The 20,737-nt window shown below is 47.5% G+C and carries 24 protein-coding genes; 21 read left to right on the top strand and 3 right to left on the bottom strand.

The genetic code is table 11. From position 1 onward, the window contains the following. The 3 genes from PTQ21_RS25915 to lipB all read left to right on the top strand — a co-directional run bounded on the left by PTQ21_RS25915 (window position 1) and on the right by lipB (window position 3,364). Window positions 1–987 carry an alpha-ketoacid dehydrogenase subunit beta gene (locus PTQ21_RS25915; RefSeq protein WP_024630968.1) on the top strand — a complete coding sequence of 329 codons (987 nt, stop codon included), beginning with the start codon at window positions 1–3 and terminating at the stop codon, window positions 985–987. A gap of 48 nt (window positions 988–1,035) precedes the next feature. Further along, window positions 1,036–2,490, top strand: a complete 1,455-nt coding sequence (locus tag PTQ21_RS25910) for a dihydrolipoamide acetyltransferase family protein (RefSeq protein ID WP_274567657.1) — start codon at window positions 1,036–1,038, stop codon at window positions 2,488–2,490. 166 nt (window positions 2,491–2,656) lie between these two features. Beyond that, complete coding sequence (lipB, locus tag PTQ21_RS25905; protein WP_063565724.1) at window positions 2,657–3,364, top strand: lipoyl(octanoyl) transferase LipB; 708 nt, start codon at window positions 2,657–2,659, stop codon at window positions 3,362–3,364. A 27-nt stretch (window positions 3,365–3,391) separates the two neighbouring features. Here lipB and prli42 read toward each other — a convergent pair whose 3' ends face one another. Beyond that, on the bottom strand, window positions 3,392–3,493 hold the full coding sequence (gene prli42 / locus PTQ21_RS25900) for a stressosome-associated protein Prli42 (RefSeq protein ID WP_090810668.1): 102 nt from the start codon (window positions 3,491–3,493) through the stop codon (window positions 3,392–3,394). Between the two features lie 83 nt (window positions 3,494–3,576). Between prli42 and PTQ21_RS25895 the strand changes: the two genes are divergently transcribed. Continuing rightward, window positions 3,577–4,710: a tripeptidase T gene (locus PTQ21_RS25895; RefSeq protein WP_269055978.1), complete on the top strand. Its 1,134-nt coding sequence runs from the start codon at window positions 3,577–3,579 to the stop codon at window positions 4,708–4,710. A 126-nt stretch (window positions 4,711–4,836) separates the two neighbouring features. Here PTQ21_RS25895 and PTQ21_RS25890 read toward each other — a convergent pair whose 3' ends face one another. Next, window positions 4,837–4,971 carry a Z-ring formation inhibitor MciZ gene (locus PTQ21_RS25890; protein ID WP_090810664.1) on the bottom strand — a complete coding sequence of 45 codons (135 nt, stop codon included), beginning with the start codon at window positions 4,969–4,971 and terminating at the stop codon, window positions 4,837–4,839. A gap of 121 nt (window positions 4,972–5,092) precedes the next feature. Here PTQ21_RS25890 and PTQ21_RS25885 point away from each other — a divergent pair, with 121 nt between their 5' ends. From PTQ21_RS25885 to sigF, 11 genes are all read left to right on the top strand, one after another. Further along, window positions 5,093–5,668, top strand: a complete 576-nt coding sequence (locus tag PTQ21_RS25885) for an NUDIX domain-containing protein (RefSeq protein WP_274567649.1) — start codon at window positions 5,093–5,095, stop codon at window positions 5,666–5,668. Continuing rightward, a complete protein-coding gene (locus PTQ21_RS25880; protein ID WP_274567648.1) occupies window positions 5,668–6,888 on the top strand; it encodes an endonuclease Q family protein in 1,221 nt (406 codons plus the stop codon). Before PTQ21_RS25885 ends, PTQ21_RS25880 begins: the two co-directional genes overlap by 1 nt. A gap of 187 nt (window positions 6,889–7,075) precedes the next feature. Continuing rightward, complete coding sequence (gene spoIIM, locus PTQ21_RS25875) at window positions 7,076–7,705, top strand: stage II sporulation protein M (RefSeq protein ID WP_063565728.1); 630 nt, start codon at window positions 7,076–7,078, stop codon at window positions 7,703–7,705. A 108-nt stretch (window positions 7,706–7,813) separates the two neighbouring features. Then, the gene (gene fur, locus PTQ21_RS25870) at window positions 7,814–8,281 is read left to right on the top strand and encodes a ferric iron uptake transcriptional regulator (RefSeq protein WP_063565729.1); all 468 of its coding nucleotides are present in this window, start codon (window positions 7,814–7,816) and stop codon (window positions 8,279–8,281) included. A gap of 157 nt (window positions 8,282–8,438) precedes the next feature. Further along, window positions 8,439–8,681: a DUF4227 family protein gene (locus tag PTQ21_RS25865; protein ID WP_063565730.1), complete on the top strand. Its 243-nt coding sequence runs from the start codon at window positions 8,439–8,441 to the stop codon at window positions 8,679–8,681. 73 nt (window positions 8,682–8,754) lie between these two features. Beyond that, window positions 8,755–9,645 (top strand): tyrosine recombinase, encoded by an 891-nt coding sequence (locus tag PTQ21_RS25860; RefSeq protein ID WP_064636791.1) that lies wholly within the window; start codon window positions 8,755–8,757, stop codon window positions 9,643–9,645. A 179-nt stretch (window positions 9,646–9,824) separates the two neighbouring features. After that, window positions 9,825–10,649 carry a purine-nucleoside phosphorylase gene (locus PTQ21_RS25855; protein ID WP_063565732.1) on the top strand — a complete coding sequence of 275 codons (825 nt, stop codon included), beginning with the start codon at window positions 9,825–9,827 and terminating at the stop codon, window positions 10,647–10,649. 305 nt (window positions 10,650–10,954) lie between these two features. After that, the gene (locus tag PTQ21_RS25850) at window positions 10,955–12,076 is read left to right on the top strand and encodes a D-alanyl-D-alanine carboxypeptidase family protein (RefSeq protein WP_274570572.1); all 1,122 of its coding nucleotides are present in this window, start codon (window positions 10,955–10,957) and stop codon (window positions 12,074–12,076) included. 143 nt (window positions 12,077–12,219) lie between these two features. Next, window positions 12,220–12,573: an anti-sigma F factor antagonist gene (gene spoIIAA / locus PTQ21_RS25845; RefSeq protein WP_036663380.1), complete on the top strand. Its 354-nt coding sequence runs from the start codon at window positions 12,220–12,222 to the stop codon at window positions 12,571–12,573. Further along, complete coding sequence (spoIIAB, locus tag PTQ21_RS25840) at window positions 12,570–13,025, top strand: anti-sigma F factor (protein WP_053784445.1); 456 nt, start codon at window positions 12,570–12,572, stop codon at window positions 13,023–13,025. Before spoIIAA ends, spoIIAB begins: the two co-directional genes overlap by 4 nt. Window positions 13,026–13,039: 14 nt before the next feature. Further along, window positions 13,040–13,795, top strand: coding sequence for an RNA polymerase sporulation sigma factor SigF (gene sigF, locus PTQ21_RS25835; RefSeq protein ID WP_024630954.1), 756 nt, complete (start codon window positions 13,040–13,042; stop codon window positions 13,793–13,795). Window positions 13,796–13,883: 88 nt separating this feature from the next. On the opposite strand, the gene PTQ21_RS25830 is transcribed toward sigF, so the two are convergent. Then, window positions 13,884–14,816 carry an EamA family transporter gene (locus tag PTQ21_RS25830; protein WP_274567636.1) on the bottom strand — a complete coding sequence of 311 codons (933 nt, stop codon included), beginning with the start codon at window positions 14,814–14,816 and terminating at the stop codon, window positions 13,884–13,886. Between the two features lie 109 nt (window positions 14,817–14,925). Here PTQ21_RS25830 and PTQ21_RS25825 point away from each other — a divergent pair, with 109 nt between their 5' ends. The 6 genes from PTQ21_RS25825 (at window position 14,926) to lysA (ending at window position 20,727) form a co-directional block, all read left to right on the top strand. Continuing rightward, a complete protein-coding gene (locus tag PTQ21_RS25825; RefSeq protein ID WP_274567633.1) occupies window positions 14,926–15,837 on the top strand; it encodes an AraC family transcriptional regulator in 912 nt (303 codons plus the stop codon). Continuing rightward, a complete protein-coding gene (locus tag PTQ21_RS25820; RefSeq protein ID WP_274567631.1) occupies window positions 15,834–16,055 on the top strand; it encodes a hypothetical protein in 222 nt (73 codons plus the stop codon). Before PTQ21_RS25825 ends, PTQ21_RS25820 begins: the two co-directional genes overlap by 4 nt. Window positions 16,056–16,531: 476 nt before the next feature. Beyond that, window positions 16,532–17,188: a stage V sporulation protein AA gene (locus PTQ21_RS25815; protein WP_274567630.1), complete on the top strand. Its 657-nt coding sequence runs from the start codon at window positions 16,532–16,534 to the stop codon at window positions 17,186–17,188. Beyond that, window positions 17,169–17,597 (top strand): stage V sporulation protein AB, encoded by a 429-nt coding sequence (locus PTQ21_RS25810; RefSeq protein WP_175480740.1) that lies wholly within the window; start codon window positions 17,169–17,171, stop codon window positions 17,595–17,597. Before PTQ21_RS25815 ends, PTQ21_RS25810 begins: the two co-directional genes overlap by 20 nt. Window positions 17,598–17,683: 86 nt before the next feature. Next, window positions 17,684–19,291 carry a spore germination protein gene (locus PTQ21_RS25805; protein ID WP_063565767.1) on the top strand — a complete coding sequence of 536 codons (1,608 nt, stop codon included), beginning with the start codon at window positions 17,684–17,686 and terminating at the stop codon, window positions 19,289–19,291. 104 nt (window positions 19,292–19,395) lie between these two features. Beyond that, window positions 19,396–20,727 carry a diaminopimelate decarboxylase gene (gene lysA / locus PTQ21_RS25800; RefSeq protein ID WP_063565739.1) on the top strand — a complete coding sequence of 444 codons (1,332 nt, stop codon included), beginning with the start codon at window positions 19,396–19,398 and terminating at the stop codon, window positions 20,725–20,727. The last annotated feature ends 10 nt before the right edge of the window (window positions 20,728–20,737 follow it).

Below are 20,737 nucleotides of genomic sequence, written 5' to 3'. Positions count from 1 at the left end.
ATGGCGGTTATGGAATATATTGATGCAATCCGTCTCGCGATGAAAGAAGAGATGGAGCGGGATGAAAATGTCTTTATCCTTGGTGAAGATGTCGGGGTTAAAGGCGGTGTGTTCACTACAACCAAAGGATTGCAGGATCAGTTCGGCGAAATGCGTGTCATGGACACACCATTGTCCGAATCAGCCATTGCAGGTGTAGCTATTGGCGCTGCGATGTACGGTATGAAACCTATTGCCGAGATGCAATATTCGGATTTTATGTTGCCTGCAACAAATCAGATTATTAGTGAAGCGGCCAAAATTCGCTATCGCTCCAACAATGACTGGAGTTGCCCGATTGTTATTCGTGCGCCGATTGGCGGCGGTATTTTTGGTGGGCTGTATCACTCCCAATGTCCGGAATCGATCTTTTTTGGCACACCAGGTCTGAAAATTATAGCTCCTTACTCGGCATACGATGCGAAGGGACTGCTCAAAGCAGCTATTCGCGACCCGGACCCGGTTCTCTTTTTTGAAAACAAAAAATGCTACAAGCTGATTAAGGAAGATGTGCCAGAGGATGATTACATCGTTCCAATCGGTAAAGCCAACGTGCTTCGCGAAGGAGCAGATATTACGGTTATCGGTTATAGCCAGCCACTTCATTTTGTCATGCAGGCTGCTGAGGAGCTGGAGCGTGAAGAAGGCATTACTGCCCATGTACTGGATTTGCGTACATTGCAGCCACTTGATCGCGAAGCCATCATTGCATCCGCTCGTCTGACAGGCAAAGTGCTGATTGTGCATGAAGATAATAAAACCGGTGGTGTAGGAGCGGAAGTTGCGGCTATCATCAGTGAAGAATGTCTGTTCGAACTAGACGCGCCGATTCAGCGTCTCTGCGGACCGGATGTACCGGCAATGCCGATTAGCCCAACATTGGAGAAATTCTATATGCTGAGCAAGGATAAAGCCAAGGAAGCGATGCGTACGCTCGCCGAGTATTAATTCGTGTAGTGAGATAGTTTAAAAGCAAAGTTTGGAGTGATATAACCAATGAGTATGAAATGGATCGAGGTCATTATGCCGCAGCTGGCGGAATCGCTGGTCTCGGCTACCATTGCCAAATGGTTGAAAAAACCGGGTGACCGGATTGAACAATACGAACCGATCTGTGAAGTGATTACGGATAAAGTCAACGCAGAGATTCCATCAACCGTTGATGGAATTATGGGTGATCTGTTGGTCGAAGAAGGTACGACCATTGCGGTTGGCGAAGCCATCTGCCGCATGCAGGTAGCTGCTTCTGATGAAGAAGCAGCAGAGCAAGTAACGCATGCTTCGCAGCAACAGAATGGTGATCATGTTCATGCACAACAAAGTGCGAACTACGTACCTGCTGCTGGTGCAGCGAGTACAACAGGGCACGATCCCAATCAGCCGATGCGTAACCGCTATTCTCCTGCGGTTCAATCCCTTGCAGCTGAACATGGTCTCAACTTGCAGAGCATTCAGGGCACAGGAGCAGGTGGTCGGATTACACGTAAGGATGTACTGGCAGTGATTGCACAGGGGGGAAACGCGGGCGCAGCGTCTGCACAGTCTTCTACTTTAGCAGGACAGCAGGTCTCTTCGGGAGTACCTTCAGGTTCTCCTTTCAGCGGATTGAATCGGGGGAATGCAGACTTGGGCGCATCTGCGGGAGAAACCGTTCCAGCAGCCGACGCAGGCGTTCCTGTAAGACATTCCGGCATACATCTGACCGAAAGTCCGAAAATTCCCCAAATCGAAGTAGAGGGTGGCGGACAGGGAAGATCCGAATACTTTATCGACGTTACTCCAGTTCGTAATGCCATTGCTCGTAATATGCGTCAAAGCGTATCGGAAATCCCTCACGCGTGGACGATGATTGAAGTGGACGTGACGAATCTGGTGATGCTGCGCAACAAACTCAAGGATGAGTTCAAGCGCAAAGAAGGCATCAACCTGACGTACTTGTCCTTCATGATGAAGGGGGTCGTTAATGCGATTAAAGACTACCCGATCATGAACTCCGTCTGGGCTGTTGACAAAATTATTGTCAAACGGGATATCAACCTGTCGATGGCAGTGGGTACAGAAGACTCTGTACTGACACCGGTAATTAAACATGCGGATCAGCGCAACATCGCTGGCCTGGCTCGTGAAATTGATGAGCTGGCACGTAAAACACGTGAAGGCACTCTGAAGCTGGACCATATGCAGGGCGGTACGTTCACGGTTAACAATACGGGGTCATTTGGTTCGATTCTGTCGCAACCTATTATTAACTACCCGCAGGCGGCGATTCTTACCTTTGAGTCGATCGTTAAGAAACCTGTGGTCATCAATGACATGATTGCTGTCCGTTCCATGGCGAACCTCTGTCTTTCCCTGGATCATCGTATTCTGGATGGGGTCATCAGCGGACGTTTCCTGCAACGTGTAAAAGAGAATCTTGAAGGGTACACCATGGAATCGAAAGTGTATTAAGAGAGAGCAAGTGCATCATTTCAATGAATTACTAATGATGCCAAGCCCTGAATAGATGGATAATGGGAAAGTGTATGTGCCATTGGCCGTGCACTTTTCCCGTTTTCTTCAATAGAATGCTCATCATCATACAATGAACATTGAAACAGAAGGGTGTGGGGGAATCATGAGCAAGCCGCTGGATGTGGTATACATACCGATGCTTGATTATGAAGAGGCTTGGAACCGCCAGAAAGCGATTGTGCAGCAACTGGATGAGGGAGAAGGAGCAGAACAGATGCTGTTGCTCCAGCATCCGCCGACGTATACGATCGGTTCACAGAATCACCCGGAGCACCTGCTTCTCAGTGAAGACGAACTGCGGGAGCAAGGCATCTCCTTGTTTCAAATTGACCGCGGCGGTGATATTACTTATCATGGCCCTGGCCAGTTGGTAGGTTACCCGTTACTTGTTCTTGGACGGGATGAAGCCTTGGATTTACATGGCTATTTACGTCGCCTAGAGCAGATGATTATTGATTACCTGGCTGATCAGGGTATTGAATCAGGGCGTAAAGAGGCTTACACCGGTGTATGGATCGGAGATTTGAAAATTGCCGCCATCGGCGTAAAGTTCAATCGGTGTAAACATCGGCGCGGCTTCGTGACGAGTCATGGATTTGCTTTTAATATCACCTCCGGCATTCAGCACGCAGGCTTTCAGGGGATTGTTCCTTGCGGGATTGAGCAGTATGGTGTGACCTCGTTGGAGGATATTACAGGGAAGACCTACAATGTGGAGAAGGTTGCGCAGGATATCGTTCCATACTTTAACCGGATTTTCCCGTATGAGATTACCTGGATTACAGAAAAAGAAGCCCTTCCCCGTCTGTAAATCAGACAGTCAAAAGGCTTCGGGTTTCTATCCGAACAATAAAGGTTCGAGCGCAATGAAAAGGGTGGACCCAATCATGGCGAGCAGCATGAGATAAATAATGATGCGGAACCATTTCTTTTTTTGCATGATGAGAGAACTCCTTTCAACAAATAAATAAACAGACCATAGTAATTGTATTGTACCGTATCGAAGAAAGGTAGGAAAGTCCTATGATAAAACAGCAGCGTGTTATTGATCAATTTATGGAATTGGTGCAGATTGACAGTGAAACAACCCATGAACAGAATATATCAAAAGTGTTAAAAGAACAGTTTACTCAGCTGGGCCTCAGCGTGTATGAGGACGACACCATGGAGAAAACCGGACATGGCGCTGGTAATCTCGTGATTACCTGGGAAGCCGAGGGTGCGGAAGAAGCTACGCCCATCTTTTTCACATGTCATATGGATACCGTAACGCCTGGACAGGGAATTAAACCTGAGCTGGGTGAAGACGGCTGGATTCGCAGTGACGGCACGACAATTCTGGGTGCAGATGACAAGGCAGGGATTGCTGCTCTGTTTGAAGCGATTCGAGCTATTCAAGAGAATAACCTTCCACATGGAAAAATTCAATTTGTGATTACCGTAGGTGAAGAGTCGGGTCTGGTTGGTGCACGTGCAATGAATCCGAAGGATATTGAAGCCGAGTTCGGTTATGCCCTGGATTCCAACGGAGCTGTGGGTACAATCTGTGTGGCTGCTCCGGCCAGAGCGGAAATTCAGATGAAGATCTATGGGAAATCCGCACATGCGGGCGTGAATCCGGAAGACGGCATCAGTGCCATCCAAGTGGCGGCCAAAGCAATTGCAGCGATGAAGCTGGGACGAATTGATGATGAGACTACGGCGAACATCGGCAAATTTCAGGGCGGATCAGCACTGAACGTCGTTTGCGATTTTGTGCAGATTGAGGCTGAGGCACGCAGTATTGTGCAGGAGAAGGTAGAACTTCAAGTGGCCCAGATGCGTGAAGCACTGGAAACGACATGCCGCAAATATGGTGCAACCGCTGAGTTCCGCAGTGAGATCCTGTATCCTGCATTTGGCTTCCATGATGAACACGAGGTTGTTCAGCTTGCACAGCGTGCCATTCGGAGCCTGGGGCTGGAAACTAGCACGTTTGCATCCGGTGGTGGTAGTGATGCCAACATCTTCAATGGGTTCAACATACCCACGGTCAACCTGGCTGTAGGCTATGAGGACATCCATACGACGAAAGAACGCATCCGTGCCGAGGATATTGTGAAACTATCTGAAGTGGTTGTGGCTATTATTCAGGAAACGGCTGCAAATAAAAAGTAATCCAAAGAGACTGAGGGTGAAACTCCCCGTGCTTCAACTAAGAAGTCCGAATCCGGTACAAACCGAGTTCGGACTTTTTGGCAAAACCATGTTATATTTCATGGGTATTGCAGACCAAGAACAGTATCATTTACGTCCAGCGAGCATATCGATTAATTTGGCATCTGGACCCCACTCACGCACCCATTGTTTGAGTATGAGCTGGACTTGTCTGGCTTGTCCGACCACGTGTACGGATTGCGGTGTTAAATAACTGTTCATTGGTTGTCCCCCTGATTCGCTATATTTGTTTGAAATCGCTATAAGCTCACCATATGCCAAAAAACAGAGGTTTATACGTATAAAGAGAACCAAAATTCGAAGAAGTGGAGTTGAAGAACAGATGAACCCAACCAATCATAAGCATTCTGTCAATCCAAAACTTGACGAAGAGACGATATCGACAAAGCCCATCTTCGAGGGCAAAGTCATTTCTCTTCAGGTCGACACGGTCAAGCTGCCTAACGGTCAGACTGCTACACGTGAGATCATCCGTCACCCTGGAGCAGTAGCTGTCCTCGCTCTGAATGGCGATCGTATGCTGGTCGTTGATCAGTATCGTCAGGCCATGGGACGTACGGAAGTTGAGATTCCGGCAGGCAAACTGGACCCGGGAGAAGAACCTGAAGTGGCAGCAGCGCGTGAATTGCGCGAAGAGACTGGTTATGTAGCTAAATCATTGCGGCATCTGCGTTCGTTTTATACTTCGCCAGGATTCGCGGATGAGATCATCCATCTGTACATCGCCGAGGAACTCGAAGCAGGAGACATGGCTTTGGACGAAGATGAATTTCTTGAAGTGTCCGAGATTACAATTGAAGAGGCTTATCAGTTGATGGATCAGAATCGCATCAGTGATGCCAAAACGATGATGGCTGTGTATGCATGGGATCTTTACAGAACAACAGGACGGTTTTAATGATGAATGAGCATCAGGCAGCGTCTGCAGGGTGGGAACCTTGTTATGCAGACCTCCATATTCACATTGGACGAACTTCGCGCGGTGAGGCTATTAAAATCAGTGGCAGCCGTGATCTGACATTCGAGAACATTGCTAGAGAAGCCTCGGATCGCAAAGGAATCCATCTACTCGGTGTCATTGATTGTCACTCTCCGGTTGTACAGATGGACATCGAACAGTTGCTTGAGAACGGCACGATGTCCGAGCTTGAGGGAGGGGGCATTGCGTATCAGGACACAACCATCCTGCTGGGTACGGAATTGGAGCTGCGCGAGCCAGGGATGCGGGAGTTCCATATGCTGGCCTACTTCCGTGATCTGAAAACCATGAAGTCCTTCACGGACTGGATGAAACGTTATATGAAAAATGTAAACCTGAGCTCACAGCGGGTGTATGTACCCGCGCTTGAGATGCAGGCCGAGATAAAGGCGCGTGGCGGGCTTATTGTGCCAGCGCATGCGTTTACCCCGCATAAAGGCATATATGGCAGCACAGCCTCTCGTATGGCTGATGTGCTGGATACTAGCCTGATCGATGCGGTTGAGCTTGGACTAAGCTCTGATTCATCCATGGCCAGTTATATTCGGGAACTGGATCAGGTTCCCTTTCTGACCAATTCGGATGCTCATTCTCTGGGTAAGATTGGACGAGAGTACAACGAGTTGCAACTCGCGAAGCCTTCTTTTGACGAATTCAGCATGGCACTTAAAGGACAGGCAGGCAGAAGCATTACAGCCAACTACGGTTTGGATCCGAGACTTGGCAAATACCACCGTACCTACTGTGCCTCCTGTGGGAGCATTATGGACGAGCATGCGATGTCGGCAGAACGCTGTCCACACTGTGGCAGTGTGAAGCTTGTGCAGGGTGTACTGGATCGTATACTGGCAATCGCTGACCGAGAAAGTCCGCATGTTCCAGCAAACCGACCTGCTTATCACTATCAGGTACCGTTGGAATTCATCCCGGGTTTGGGGAAAGCCAAACTGCGCCAGCTGCTGGACCGCTTTGGTACGGAAATGAACGTATTACATCGTACAAGCGAGGATGAACTTGCAGAGGTTGTTGGACCGGTTCTCGCAGGTCTTATCGTTGCAGCGCGGGATGGTCAACTCGAATTGTCATCTGGTGGTGGGGGCACTTACGGAAAGGTGTCCAGCAAGGAAAGATCAGAGTAGATCAGTTTGCGGTATGCGAATAAAGTGAGTTAGCATCATTTGGTGCGGGAATGGCATTTTGTCATGGAGAAGAAATCTGATTCTGGACAAGAAGTCATACGTGTGCATTCCGGTTCATAAGAATGACTATGAGGATTTCACTCGACATCCTTGCAGCATGATAACCGGAAAGGGGACTCGTACCTGTATGCGTTCTGCCTACTTCACATTCAAAGGCCAAACCTCTTTATATGTATTCGTGGCTGTCTTGTTTCTGGTGGGTGTCATTTTTGGCGCCCTGATGGTTAATGCCCTATCCCTTGAACAGCGCCAGGATCTGGAGGGATACCTCGGTAACTTCTTCATGACGGTACAGCACAGCGGACAGGTGACTGAGACCGGAACCTATTGGGACATTGCTATGCTTCATCTAAAGTGGGTTGGCCTGATCTTCATTCTGGGTTTATCGGTCATCGGCCTGCCGGGCATATTGGTTCTAGATTTTCTGAAAGGGGTGCTCATTGGTTTTACAGTGGGTTACCTTGTCGGACAGTATTCATGGAAAGGGCTGTTATTTGCCCTGGTTTCCGTTGCGCCTCATAATTTATTCGTGATTCCGGTACTGCTCATTTGCAGTGTGTCAGCCATGACCTTTTCCTTATATATTATTCGGAACCGTGTTCTGATGCAGCGGACGCCAGGCCGTCAGAGGCCTTTTGCTTCATATATGGTGTTAACTCTCGTTATGGCAGCACTGCTGTTAGGGGTTGCGTCATTTGAAACATGGGTTACACCTGCGATGATGCGCTGGGTCACACCGATGCTACTACCCGCTTAGCTTTGCGCGTGATAGTGTAAAATGTTGACTTTAATTATGTACTCCCCCTATAATGAAAGAAGTGGGTTAAGTTGCAGTGTGCAGTGATTTCCTAGGGGGAGGGAGAAAATGGAAGCACGGATCGATAAAATTAAGCAGCAACTACAGTCCCAAGGATATAAATTAACGCCCCAGCGGGAAGCCACCTTAAGAGTACTTCTTGAGAATGAAGAAGATCATCTGAGCGCAGAAGACGTATTCATGCTCGTGAAAGAAAAGGCTCCCGAAATCGGTCTCGCAACCGTGTACCGTACCCTCGAACTGCTGAGTGAGCTGCATGTTGTAGAGAAAATCAACTTCGGCGACGGTGTAGCGCGTTATGATCTACGCGGAGATACATCCAAGCATCACCATCATCACTTAATCTGTGTTCAATGCGGAAGTATGGATGAAATACGTGAAGACTGGCTTGGACCGCTTGAAGAGCGACTGGAGCGGGAATTTAACTTTTCGGTAGTAGATCACCGACTGGATTTCCATGGGATTTGTTACCGTTGCAAAGCTAAAAATGACCAGAAGCCCAAAGATGAAGAATAACATAGCATATCTTCAAGCTCTCACCGGCGGTTTTGACGGGAGAGCTTTTTTGGTCCAGTGTGTGATGTGAGGTTTACCCTGAATGTCATATTCCTGTGTTCGTTAACATACCCTGATTCTAGACGAGTCGGATTCGAACCAGAAAGGGGTACAACCCATGATTATATCGCTGCGGAAAGGGCTCCGTTTTATTCGATTTATCGTATTTTTTGCTGCATTAGTTTATCTGTTCTATCATGTCCTGGATTTGTTCAACGGATGGATCTCACCTGTGGACCAATATCAGATGCCAACAGGAAATGCGGTTAAAGTATTTCAGGAAACGGTTTGGCCAAGTAACGGGGAAGGACGTCCTACAATGGCAGAGCGTCTCCGTTTATTCTATTGGTACGGAGAGTAGCTGGACAGCCAGGGATGCAAATACGGAAGCAGGTTGCCCGTGTGGCAGTCCTGTCAGATGAGGAGCGTTGTGCATGAAGCAGACGATACACGCCTATGCCTTATACTTGGAAGAGGATAAAGGGATGTCGAGCAGCACGCTGGAATCGTATCTTCGGGACGTGGACAAGTTCATCGAATTTGCGGATAAAGAATACGGTATCCGGGAAGCGGAGCAGGTGCGCCGGACGCATGTTATCCTGTTTGTAGGTCAGCAGAAACAGGCAGGACGTGCGAATGCAACCATTGCCCGCAGCGTTGTATCCCTGCGCTCCTATTTTCATTTTTTGATGCGGCGTGGTGACATATTGCAGGACCCTACGTTTGATGTGGAGGCTCCAAAAGCAGACAAGACACCACCGCAGGTGTTAACCATCCAAGAGATCGAATTGCTGCTCGCGTCCCCCGATACCCGTTCACCGCAAGGGGTACGTGACCGGGCCATGCTGGAGTTATTATATGCGACAGGCATTCGTGTATCTGAACTGATTGCACTGGATGTGCGGGACGTACAGCCAGGCATGCGCTTTATCCGCTGTGGAGGTGCCGGTAAAGAACGAATTTTGCCAATCGGTGCGCCTGCAGCAGAGTGGGCAAGTGTTTATGTGAACGAGTACCGTAACCTGCTAATCAAAAATGAGACGGACGAGCAGGCTCTCTTTGTCAACGTATCCGGTAGACGATTAACCCGGCAAGGCTTCTGGAAGCTGCTCAAAAAAGCAGCGATGGATGCAGGAATCTCGGGTGAAATCACACCACATACGCTGCGTCATTCCTTTGCTGCTCACCTGATTGCCAGTGGGGCAGATACCCGTGCGGTACAGGACATGCTCGGTCATGTGGAGCAGCCTGGGCAACAGTATGGGCATCATGGTCGCAAAACGATGAAAGAGATATATGAATCTCATCATCCGCGGGCCAAATAGTTTGTACTTGGATACAAATTTGCAAAAAAATGCGGAACAATAGTCCGATTTAGGATAAAATAAATTGAACACATTTAAACGCCGTTATACATAAGCGAATGCATCATTTCAGCGTGTAGTTTCCATTGATGTCATTTGCGGATACAGACGGATCGTTTCAACTCAAGGGGGAACATCTTATGACAGCATTAAACCAACAGATGATTTTGGAAGCGGCATCTTACATCCAAAGCAAAAGTTCCATTAAACCGGAAGTCGGTTTGATTTTAGGTTCAGGACTTGGCATTTTGGCAGAATTAATTGAAGATGGCGTAAGCATCGCCTATCAGGATATTCCGCATTTTCCGGTGTCCACAGTAGAGGGACATGAGGGCGAATTGCTGGTGGGAACCATCAAAGGCCGTCCGGTCGTTATGATGAAAGGTCGTTTCCACATGTACGAAGGATATGGTCCGGAACTGACTGCCTTCCCGGTACGTGTTATGAAAGAACTGGGCGTAACTTCGCTGCTCGTAACGAACGCTGCAGGTGGCGTGAATACCTCTTATGAGGCGGGTGACCTGATGCTGATCTCGGATCATCTGAATCTCACAGGCAAGAATCCATTAATCGGACCGAATGACTCCGCACTGGGTGTGCGCTTCCCGGATCTGTCCGAAGCGTACAGCCGCCGTCTGCGTGCGCTGGCGAAGGATACAGCCGCGTCACAAGGTTTTGATGTACGTGAAGGTGTATACGCAGGTATGCTTGGTCCAAACTACGAGACACCAGCTGAGATCGTGATGCTGCGTACGCTGGGTGCGGATGCTGTCGGCATGTCTACCGTTTCTGAAGTCATCGTGGCACGCCACGCCGGCATAGAAGTACTCGGTATCTCCTGTATCAGCAACATGGCTGCCGGCATTCTGGACCAGCCGTTGTCGCATGATGAGGTTATGGAGACGACAGAACGTGTTCGTGAATCGTTCCTGGCCCTTGTGCTGGCTGTTATTCCACAAATGTAACTGATCAATAAGAAGAGGCGATCTACCCTAATGTGATTCATTGGGGCAGATTGTCTTTTTTTTATTTCCTTAACGGGCAAGCTTTCTCATCCATTGAGTGTCAGGCTCGTTTTTTGTGTTTCAAACGAATTACATAAAAAGTTCGGGAAATCATTCTTCACATGGAATAATTTACTTCAATCGGGCCGACAATGATTAGCAGTACATGCATGGAACATGCAGTAAGCAAGTCATTTGAGGAGGTAACCCTAGTGAAGAAACGAATAATGGCATCGTTCATGACCCTTTGTATCCTGCTGCCCCTGATGGCATCAACCGCGCTGGCTGAAGAAACTCCCAAAGCAGCGGGGGGAACCGATTTGGCCCCGTCGGCACGCTCCGCCATTTTGATGGATGCTGATACGGGCACGGTCATTTTTGAAAAAAACAGTCATGATCAGCTGCCTCCGGCGAGCATTACGAAGATTATGACCATGCTGCTCACCATTGAAGCGGTCGACTCTGGCAAGCTGAAGCTGACGGATAAAGTGAGAACGAGTGAATATGCCGCATCCATGGGTGGATCACAGATTTTTCTGGAACCTGGGGAAGAGATGACTGTAGACGATATGTTAAAAGGTATTGCTATGGCTTCCGGTAATGATGCCTCTGTAGCGATGGCTGAGAAAATTGCCGGTTCGGAGGAAGCCTTTGTACAACTGATGAATGAGCGGGCGAAGGAACTCGGAATGAAGGATACTCATTTTTCCAACTGTAACGGCCTGCCGGTCGATAACCATTATTCTTCGGCCCATGACATTGCGGTCATGAGCCGTGAACTGCTGAAGCATCCGGGGATTACGAAATATACCGGTGCATACCAGGACTACCTTCGTAAAGATAGCGAGAAGCCATTCTGGCTGGTGAATACGAACAAGTTGGTTCGTTTCTACTCCGGTGCCGATGGGTTGAAAACAGGATACACTTCCGAAGCCAAGTTTTGTCTCTCGGCTACAGCGATGAAGGATGGGCTTCGTACGGTCGCGGTAGTACTCGGAGAACCCAATACCAAAACACGGAACAGTGAAGTTTCCTCGATGTTTGACTATGCTTTTGGGCAATACACGATGAAAGCCCTGTACAAGTCAGGAGATCTGCTGGGAAGTCTGAAAATTGAAAAAGGTGAAGTAGCCGAATTGCCGCTGAATGCAACACAAAATTATAGTGTTCTGATGCGCAAAGGTGTGAAATCGGATGAGATCCGTCATGAATTGCTGATGGCAAAAGAAGTGAAAGCTCCGGTCAAAGCAGGTCAGAGTGTAGGTAAACTAGTCGTCTACCAGGGCAATGAAGTCATCAAGGAGTTCGACATTCAGGCTCCGCAGGGTGTGGACAAGGCTGGCTGGTGGAAGCTGTTCAAACGCACAACCTCCAAACTGTTCGATTAAACGGCGATTTATGCAGGATGCGTGCATCCTTTGAACGTATTTTGTAGTTAATTAGGGGTTTTCTTCTAGTTTTGTCGGGGGGCAGGAAAAGCCTTCGGGAACGTAGAAATCCTTGTTCAAGACAGGGAGGAGAGTGAGCAAACGTGAACTTGCATGTGGAAATGGAACATCACCGCGGGATTCTGATTGTGCGATTATCCGGGGAGCTGGATCACCATACAGCTGACATGGTACGGATGCAGATGGATGAAGCTATCCAGCGCAGACAATGCGAGCATTTGGTACTTAGCCTGAAAGATCTGCAATTCATGGATAGTTCGGGTCTGGGTGTCATTTTGGGTAGATACAAGCTCATTAAGAATAAAGGCGGCAAGATGGTTGTCTGTGATGTCAATCCGCCAGTGTATCGTTTGCTGGAAATGTCAGGTTTGTTCAAGATTATGCCGATTTACGAAAATGAGGGAACTGCTCTCTCGGGTCTGGAGGTCGTCTCATGAATGAAGGAACGGGGACAAATTTCATGAATCTGCAATTCGCGGCCAAGTCGGAGAACGAATCGTTCGCACGGGTGACGGTTGCTGCCTTCATCTCCCAGCTTGATCCTACGATGGACGAGCTTAGCGATCTGAAGACGGTCATTTCGGAAGCCGTAACGAACAGCATCATCCACGGATACAACAACAATGCGGAAGGTGTCGTGTCCATTCAAGCCGAGATTCGGGATGACATGATTACCATCATTGTGGAAGACCGTGGTGAAGGCATCGAAGATCTTGAACTTGCCAAACAGCCGCTGTATACGTCCAAACCCGAACTTGAGCGCTCGGGCATGGGCTTCACCATTATGGAAAACTTCATGGATGAATTCGAAGTCAGCAGTGAGCCCGGCAGAGGCACCTCCATCAAGATGAAGAAAAGGATTGAATCCAAGAAAGCATTGTATAATTAGGGGTTGGTAGTCTTATGGATGCTGAAGTGAAACAGTCTTCACAGACCTATTTGGACGATGCCGAGGTCAAACGGCTGATTGCGCTCAGTCAGTCGGGTGACCATGTCGCACGGGATACGCTGGTGAACTGCAACATCAGACTCGTCTGGTCCGTCGTACAACGTTTTATGAACAGGGGATATGAGCCGGAAGATCTGTTCCAGATTGGTTGTATCGGGCTGCTCAAATCGGTGGATAAATTCGATCTCAGTTATGATGTGAAATTCTCCACCTATGCAGTTCCGATGATTATCGGAGAAATTCAGCGCTTCCTGCGGGATGACGGCACGCTTAAGGTCAGTCGTTCGCTCAAGGAAATGGCGAATAAAGTCCGCAAAAAAAGGGATGAACTCTCCAAACACCTCGACCGTCTTCCAACGATTAAGGAAGTAGCCGCGGAGTTGGGGGTAACCCCAGAGGAAGTTGTATTTGCTCAGGAAGCCAACAAACCGCCGACCTCCATACATGAGACGGTGTTTGAGAATGACGGCGATCCGATTACACTAATGGACCAGATTGCCGATGAGTCTCAGGAACGGTGGTTTGACAAACTTGCGCTAAACGAAGCGATTGGCGGTCTCAGCGAAAGGGAACGGCTGATTGTATACCTCCGGTATTACCGGGATCAGACCCAGTCCGAGGTCGCTAGCAGGCTGGGTATATCCCAGGTGCAGGTGTCGAGACTGGAGAAAAAAATACTTCAATCCATCCGCGACCAGATCGCACAGTGATTTTGGATTGCTGACAACAATATGGGTGTTAAACCACCAATATACGACAACTAACAACCTTCTATCGCGCATTAATATGCGAAGAAGGTTATTTGTCGTTGACCTGAATGGGTTTGGGGCGATTCGACTGCAACAATAATATCAATCCAATGATACATGCGGTCCCCAGCCATTGAAATAACCCAAAGGGTTCATGCAACCAGATAACAGTGGTGCCAACGGCAGCAAGCGGCTCCGCGCTTCCCATAAGACTTGTTTCTTTGGCTGTCAGGCTTTTTAAACTTTCGATATAGAACCAGAATGCAATCATCGTCCCTAAAATAATGGTAAAGGCCAAATATCCGTAGGTTTCCAAACGCAAGCTGGCAAAGTCCATTTTCCATGGTGGGTGGATAAGACTTAGTACAGCGCCTCCGATAATCATTGCCCAGCCTACCACAACGAGTGAATCAAACTTTTCAATCCGTTTCACGGCGTAGAGGGTATAGAAGGCAGCGGCAACTCCGGATAACAACCCCCACAATACTGCGGGTAAAGGCACAGACAATTGGGAGAGAGAACCATTGGTCAGCAGGAGAAAACACCCGCTCAGAGCCAGAATCGCTGATGCAACATCCTTTCTGGTTAGAGCAGCCTGTTTTCGCCAGATCATATAGACCATGATCATGACTGGTGACAGATATTGAAGTAGTGTCGCCACTGCGGAGTTGCCATGTTGAATAGAAGCCATGTACGTATATTGAACAGCGAGCATCCCGAATAATCCGAAAATGATTAGCTGCAAGGCTGTTTTTTTCTGCTTCCACATATCGAAAATTTGCGAGCGCCTTGTTGTAAAGGATTGAACCGTCAGAAGCAGTATACCCGCAATCAGCAGTCGAACCGTTACAAACCAGTTGACTTCAATTCCGTATTGTTGAAACAGTTTTTGTGAAACTGTTCCGCCAATGCCCCAGCATATCGCACCTGTAAGAACGAAGAATAGGCCTGATTTTCTAGATCTTTGAATAGATATTTTCATGAATAGCACCCTCACCTTAAATATAAGAATAGTGCTATATTAAAACGAAATAGGCTATAATAATATCAATATCGCACAGATAAATATCATTATATTGAGATGAGAGAATATGCTTAAGATAGAATTTGGAATTGATAAAAACGGGAGGGAACTGACGGAGCATCGTACAGTTACATTGCCTGTGGCGTGTTATGAAACCACAATTGTACGCAATGTTCACGGGCATATTCCTTTGCATTGGCATGATGAATTGCAGTTTGTCTTGGTTGTCCAGGGCGAAGCTCTTTTTTATGTGAATGATCAAAAGATCGTTTTGCCGCAAGGCGACGGGCTGTTTATCAACAGTGGTTGTATGCACATGGCAGAGCAACGGTGTAAGCAGGATAATTGTATTTATCTTTGTCTAAATGTATCCCCGCATTTTGTTGTGCCATCCGAGTTATATTTGAAGTATGTTCATCCTTATATCTCAGCAACCAATTTACCTTATCTTCATATCAAAAGGGAAATTTCATGGGGAGCTCAAGTCCTCGACGCCATCCGGCATGTTAAAAAGGATTTGGATGAGCAGCCTCCATTTTACGAAATGAATGTGGCTTCAAGCCTTTTGATGATATGGAAACATCTGATTACAAGTGGATACGCGCTGGAATATGATCCATCCGAAATCATCAGAAGCAGGCGAATGAAGGATATGGTCGAATGGATTCACCTGCACTTCGCCGAACCAATCCAATTGGAGGACATTGCGAGGGCGGGTCAGTTAAGTCGCTCGGAGACCTGCCGTTATTTCAAGCGAATGTTGAAGACAACACCCATGCAGTATGTTATTGATTATCGAATTCAAAAAAGTGTGGAGTTGTTGCAACTCCAAGAACGCAGCATTACCGAGATTGCTTATGAAGTTGGTTTTAATAGCACGAGTTATTTTATCAATCAGTTTCGTAAAGCCATGCAAATCACCCCGTTAAAGTTCAGAAGAGAAGTGGAGTTGAGAATTAAGGAGGGGATTGAACATTGAACAAAAAAATGAAAGTATTGTTATCCGTGCTGCTGATAATCACGGCTTTTGTTTTTGTTTATATGCGTTATTTCCACCCGTTCCCCAAAGATATTGAAGTAATCCAAATCACTCCTTCTTCAGATATAACCTCTTCACAGGAAGTCCTGACAACGATGCGTAAGGCTTTCCCAAAGATACCTGATCAGACAATCCATAAGGTTTTCTCTTCTCAATAAGTCGCTATATTAGCGGCTTTTTTTGTTTTTGTGCATTAGTCATAAAAGAAATGTAATAGAGAAAAGGCTGTAATTAAGCCAGCTATTAAATCTCCTACTACCGCCTCCATGCACATTTATTGCAACCCTTTGGAAAAAAGGGACCCAAGCAGCGGAGGGATGGAATCGGACAAAGGAGCGAAGCGTTCGCCTAAAAGCTTTCTGAAAGAAAGCTACTTCGAAAGTATACACTGTCTCCAAATTTCTAACATTTAGAAATAAATCAAAAGAATTTGGAGACAACAGCGATCGGAAGGTTGGTCTGCAGCTGGAGTGCCTGCGTGTAGTCCCTTACTAACCTGAGAGCAACAGCGACCGATGGCCGATCCATCCCGAAGCGCCCGCAGGGTCCAACTAACCTTTTTCCAACCATAATGTAATAAATTTGCACATTCTTCAAATACTAACCTAAATTACGCAGTAAAGGAGTGTTCCGGATGTCCCTGACACCCACTCCAACGGTCTATGTTCGTTTGCGCAGCCGTATTCGCATCCAAAGAGGCCGAAGTGTCAAGCTTGGAGATGTAGCTCACTTGCTCACCTCTCCCGAAGAACAGGAAGGAAGGCTGCTTGAGCTTGAATTGCTGCGCCCCGGACCGGAGGACGGCAATCTGATCCTCATTGATATATTGCAGATCATCCCCCAGATCCGTCGTGCCTTGCCAGATGTCACCGTTGAATTAATCGGATCGGGTCATACGCTTGTTGAGGTGGTTGTAGGAAGTGGCAAGCCTTCCAAATCTCTGTTCATCCTGGTGTGGCTGCTGCTTTTCTTTGGATCAGCATTGACCATTATGAATTTTCATGCGGACGTAAACATGCAGGAAGTCCAGATTCGAATTGTAGAGATGATTACGGGCCGCCGGGATGAGCATCCGTATCTGTTTCAGGTGGCGTATTCTCTCGGGATCGGGTTTGGTATGGCTGTGTTCTTCAATCATTTATTCAAGAAAAAGTGGAATGAAGAACCTACCCCTTTGGAAGTGGAAATGTTCCTATATCAGCAAAATGTAGACAAGTATGTAGTGATTGAAGAAACCGAACGTATGCATGAAGAGGAACGCAGGGAGATGAATGCGGATGAGCGTTCTTAACGGAGCAATCAGCATTGTGCTGGGCATTGCGGGGGGAATCGCTGTAGGAAGCGGTGTGATTGCGCTTATTCTCGTGCTTGATATGATCCCCAGACTAGCTCAGCTTACGCGATCCTATGACAAAACCCATTGGTATGAAGGGGCCTTGATTGGAGGTTCGCTGCTCGGTACCGTTGCGGATTTTTGGCACTGGAAGGTGCATGGAGTGCTGTTGCTGAGCCCGATCATCGGACTGTTTTGCGGTGTGTTCATCGGTCTGCTTGCTGCGGCACTGACTGAAGTGCTGAATGTACTGCCAGTGCTGGCAAAACGACTGGGCATGAAATCGTATTTGTTTGGATTGTTGCTTGCTATGATTTTGGGGAAGATGACAGGTTCCCTGTTTGACTTTTTTGTATACCAGCGTTAAAACGTTAGTCCTAAGGAGGATGAGAAATGGACGTAAGATCGGACAACGACGGGCATGAATCCAGCGAAGCAACATCCGAAGAGAAGATGCATAAATCTCCTTATGAGATTCAGGAGGAAGAAGAAAAGAAGGCTTACGAAAAGAAGAAGCAAAATGAAATGTCTGACAGTATCGAGGAATCGGTAGAATATTGGCAGGAAAACGACGATATATCCCCTCGCATGAGTGATAACAAATATACGCTTCAGCAAGTGTTGGGACTTGGAGAGTCCTTTGATGTGAATATGAGGGAAATGGTCTTGGGTGGCAAACATGTTGGATTGTTGCTACTGACTGGGTTTGCAAAGGATGAGATTCTGCTTGAAGTGCTAAAAAGGCTAACCTATCTTACACCGGAGCAAGTGTCCGGACATGCGCTGAAGTCGTATTTCGAATGTTACATTCCTCATATTCAAGTTGAGCGAGTGGAGAAAATGAGCGCCGTCATCAACAAGGTCCTCACTGGCATGAGTGCCATGTTTGTCGAAGGGGATCGTTCCGTTATTATTATGGATACCCGCAGCTATCCGGTACGTTCCCCAGAGGAACCTTCGCTGGAGAGAGTGGTGCGGGGTTCAAGAGACGGATTCACGGAGACACTTCTGACCAACGTGGCGTTAGTGCGCCGAAGAATACGGGACCCAGGATTAAAATTTGAAATTATGCAGGTTGGACGCAGATCGCAAACGGATGTCTGTGTTGTATATATTGACGATATCGTGGACAAGGTTCAGGTGGATTCCGTTCGTGAAAAAATCAAACGAGTAAATATCGACGGCATCCCTGCTGCCGATAAACAGCTTGAAGAAGCGATTATTAACAAGGGTTGGCACCCGTATCCGTTGGTTCGTTATTCGGAACGACCGGATGTGACAGCATCTCATTTGATGGACGGAAGGGTGGTTGTTTTTGTAGATACTTCACCCAGTGTGATGATTCTGCCCACGACCTTTTTTGACCTGTGTGAGCATGCGGAAGAGAACAGACAGACCGCCTTTATGGGAACCTATCTGCGCTGGGTACGATTTGGGGGTATTCTGATTTCGCTTTTCCTGTTGCCGCTATGGCTGTTGATGGTTATTGACCCTGCCATTAAGCCAGCAGGAATGGAGTTCATCGGTCCTCATGAAAATGCCCAGCTCCCGCTGATTCTGCAGTTCCTGCTTATTGAATTCGGAGTGGATTTATTACGGATGGCAGCAGTCCATACCCCGACGCCACTCGCTTCGGCCATGGGTTTGATTGCGGCCATTTTAGTCGGGGATATCGCCGTAAAAACAGGATATTTTGTCAATGAAGTGGTACTTTACATGGCGATTGCCGCGATTGGTATGTTTGCAACACCCAGTTATGAGCTTGGTTTGGCTAATCGATTGGTCAGATTGTTTTTGCTCGTTGCTGTGGCGATATTCAAGGTTCCCGGATTCGTTGTCGGGACGACGTTCATTATCGTGGCGCTCACTTTGCATCGCTCCTACAACTCTTCTTATCTCTGGCCGTTCATACCGTTTAATGCAAAGGCTTTGGGTAACTTTTTGTTCCGTTTGCCGCTGTTGGAAAATAAAAAACGTCCTTCGATCAACAAAACGCGTGACAATACCAAAATGGACAGTGATCCAGACGGGGAACTGCAAAAAAGTAAAAAACACAAATGATCTGCCGAAAAATCCATTCTTCTCATTTTCTAATTTGATATACTGGTGTAAAATCATTGGAATAACAGCTGTTCCAGTATATAAAAAAGTGAGGAATGCAGATTATGTATTTACATGGTACAAGTAAAATAAATGCACAGGGACATCTGGAAATTGGTGGAGTCGATACAACCGACTTGAAAGAACAATTTGGAACTCCCCTGTATGTTGTGGACGAGCAATTGGTTCGTGAGCGCTGCAGAGAGTATATGGAAGCGTTCCGTGCTTCAGGCCTGGGTTTCCAGGTTGCTTATGCAAGTAAAGCATTCTGCGTAATGGCGATGTGTGCCCTTGCTGCGGAAGAAGGACTTTCCTTGGATGTTGTATCCGACGGTGAATTGTTCACGGCACTTCAAGCCGGTTTCCCGGCAGAACGCATTCATTTCCACGGTAACAACAAAACGCTGGAAGAGATCGAAATGGCGCTTGATGCAGAGATTGGCTGCTTCGTTGTGGATAACTTCAATGAACTGCACTTGCTGCAAGCTGTAGCCGCAGACAAAAATCGCAAAGTTAACATTTTGCTTCGTGTGACGCCTGGTGTTGAAGCGCATACGCATGAATATATCTCGACAGGACAAACGGATTCCAAATTTGGATTCGATATCGGGAACGGAACGGCATTTGAAGCCATTGAATTGGCTTCCAAGCAGTCAAATCTGGTATTGCTCGGTGTGCATTCACACATCGGATCCCAAATTTTCGAAGTTGAAGGCTTCCAAATGGCAGTTCAACGCGTTGCTGAGTTTGCAGCAGATGTGTATGAGCGTCTTAACGTGGCATTCAAAGTGGTTAATCTGGGCGGTGGCTTCGGTATCCGCTATATCGATGGAGATACACCGCTTGAAGTTTCACAATACGTGAAAGCCATCACGGATGCGGTGAAAAATCATTTTGCTCAAATCGGCTATGCCGTGCCTGAGATCTGGGTTGAACCAGGCCGCAGCATCGTAGGGGAAGCGGGAACTACGCTCTACACTGTTGGAACAAGCAAAGATATTCCAGGAGTTCGTAAATACGTAGCTGTTGATGGTGGAATGACAGACAATCCACGTCCAGCGCTGTATGAGTCCAAATATGAGGCTGTATTGGCAAACCGTGCAAATGAGGCTGCTCAGGAAACGGTATCTGTTGCTGGTAAATGTTGTGAGAGCGGCGATATGCTGATCTGGGATCTGGACCTGCCTAAAGTGCAAAGCGGCGATCTACTCGCAGTAGCTTGCACAGGCGCATACAACTACTCGATGGCAAGCAATTACAACCGGATTCGTCGTCCGGCAGTTGTGTTTGTCAAAGACGGTCAAGGGGATGTAGTGGTACGCCGTGAGACGTATCAGGACATCATCCAGAATGATCTCGTACCTGAGCGTATTGCAAAACAGCCAGTTACCCGTTAATTAAAGAACA

Origin of the sequence: Paenibacillus marchantiae, assembly GCF_028771845.1 — a bacterium.
Classification (GTDB): domain Bacteria; phylum Bacillota; class Bacilli; order Paenibacillales; family Paenibacillaceae; genus Paenibacillus; species Paenibacillus marchantiae.
This window is presented reverse-complemented; position numbering and strand designations above follow the sequence as displayed.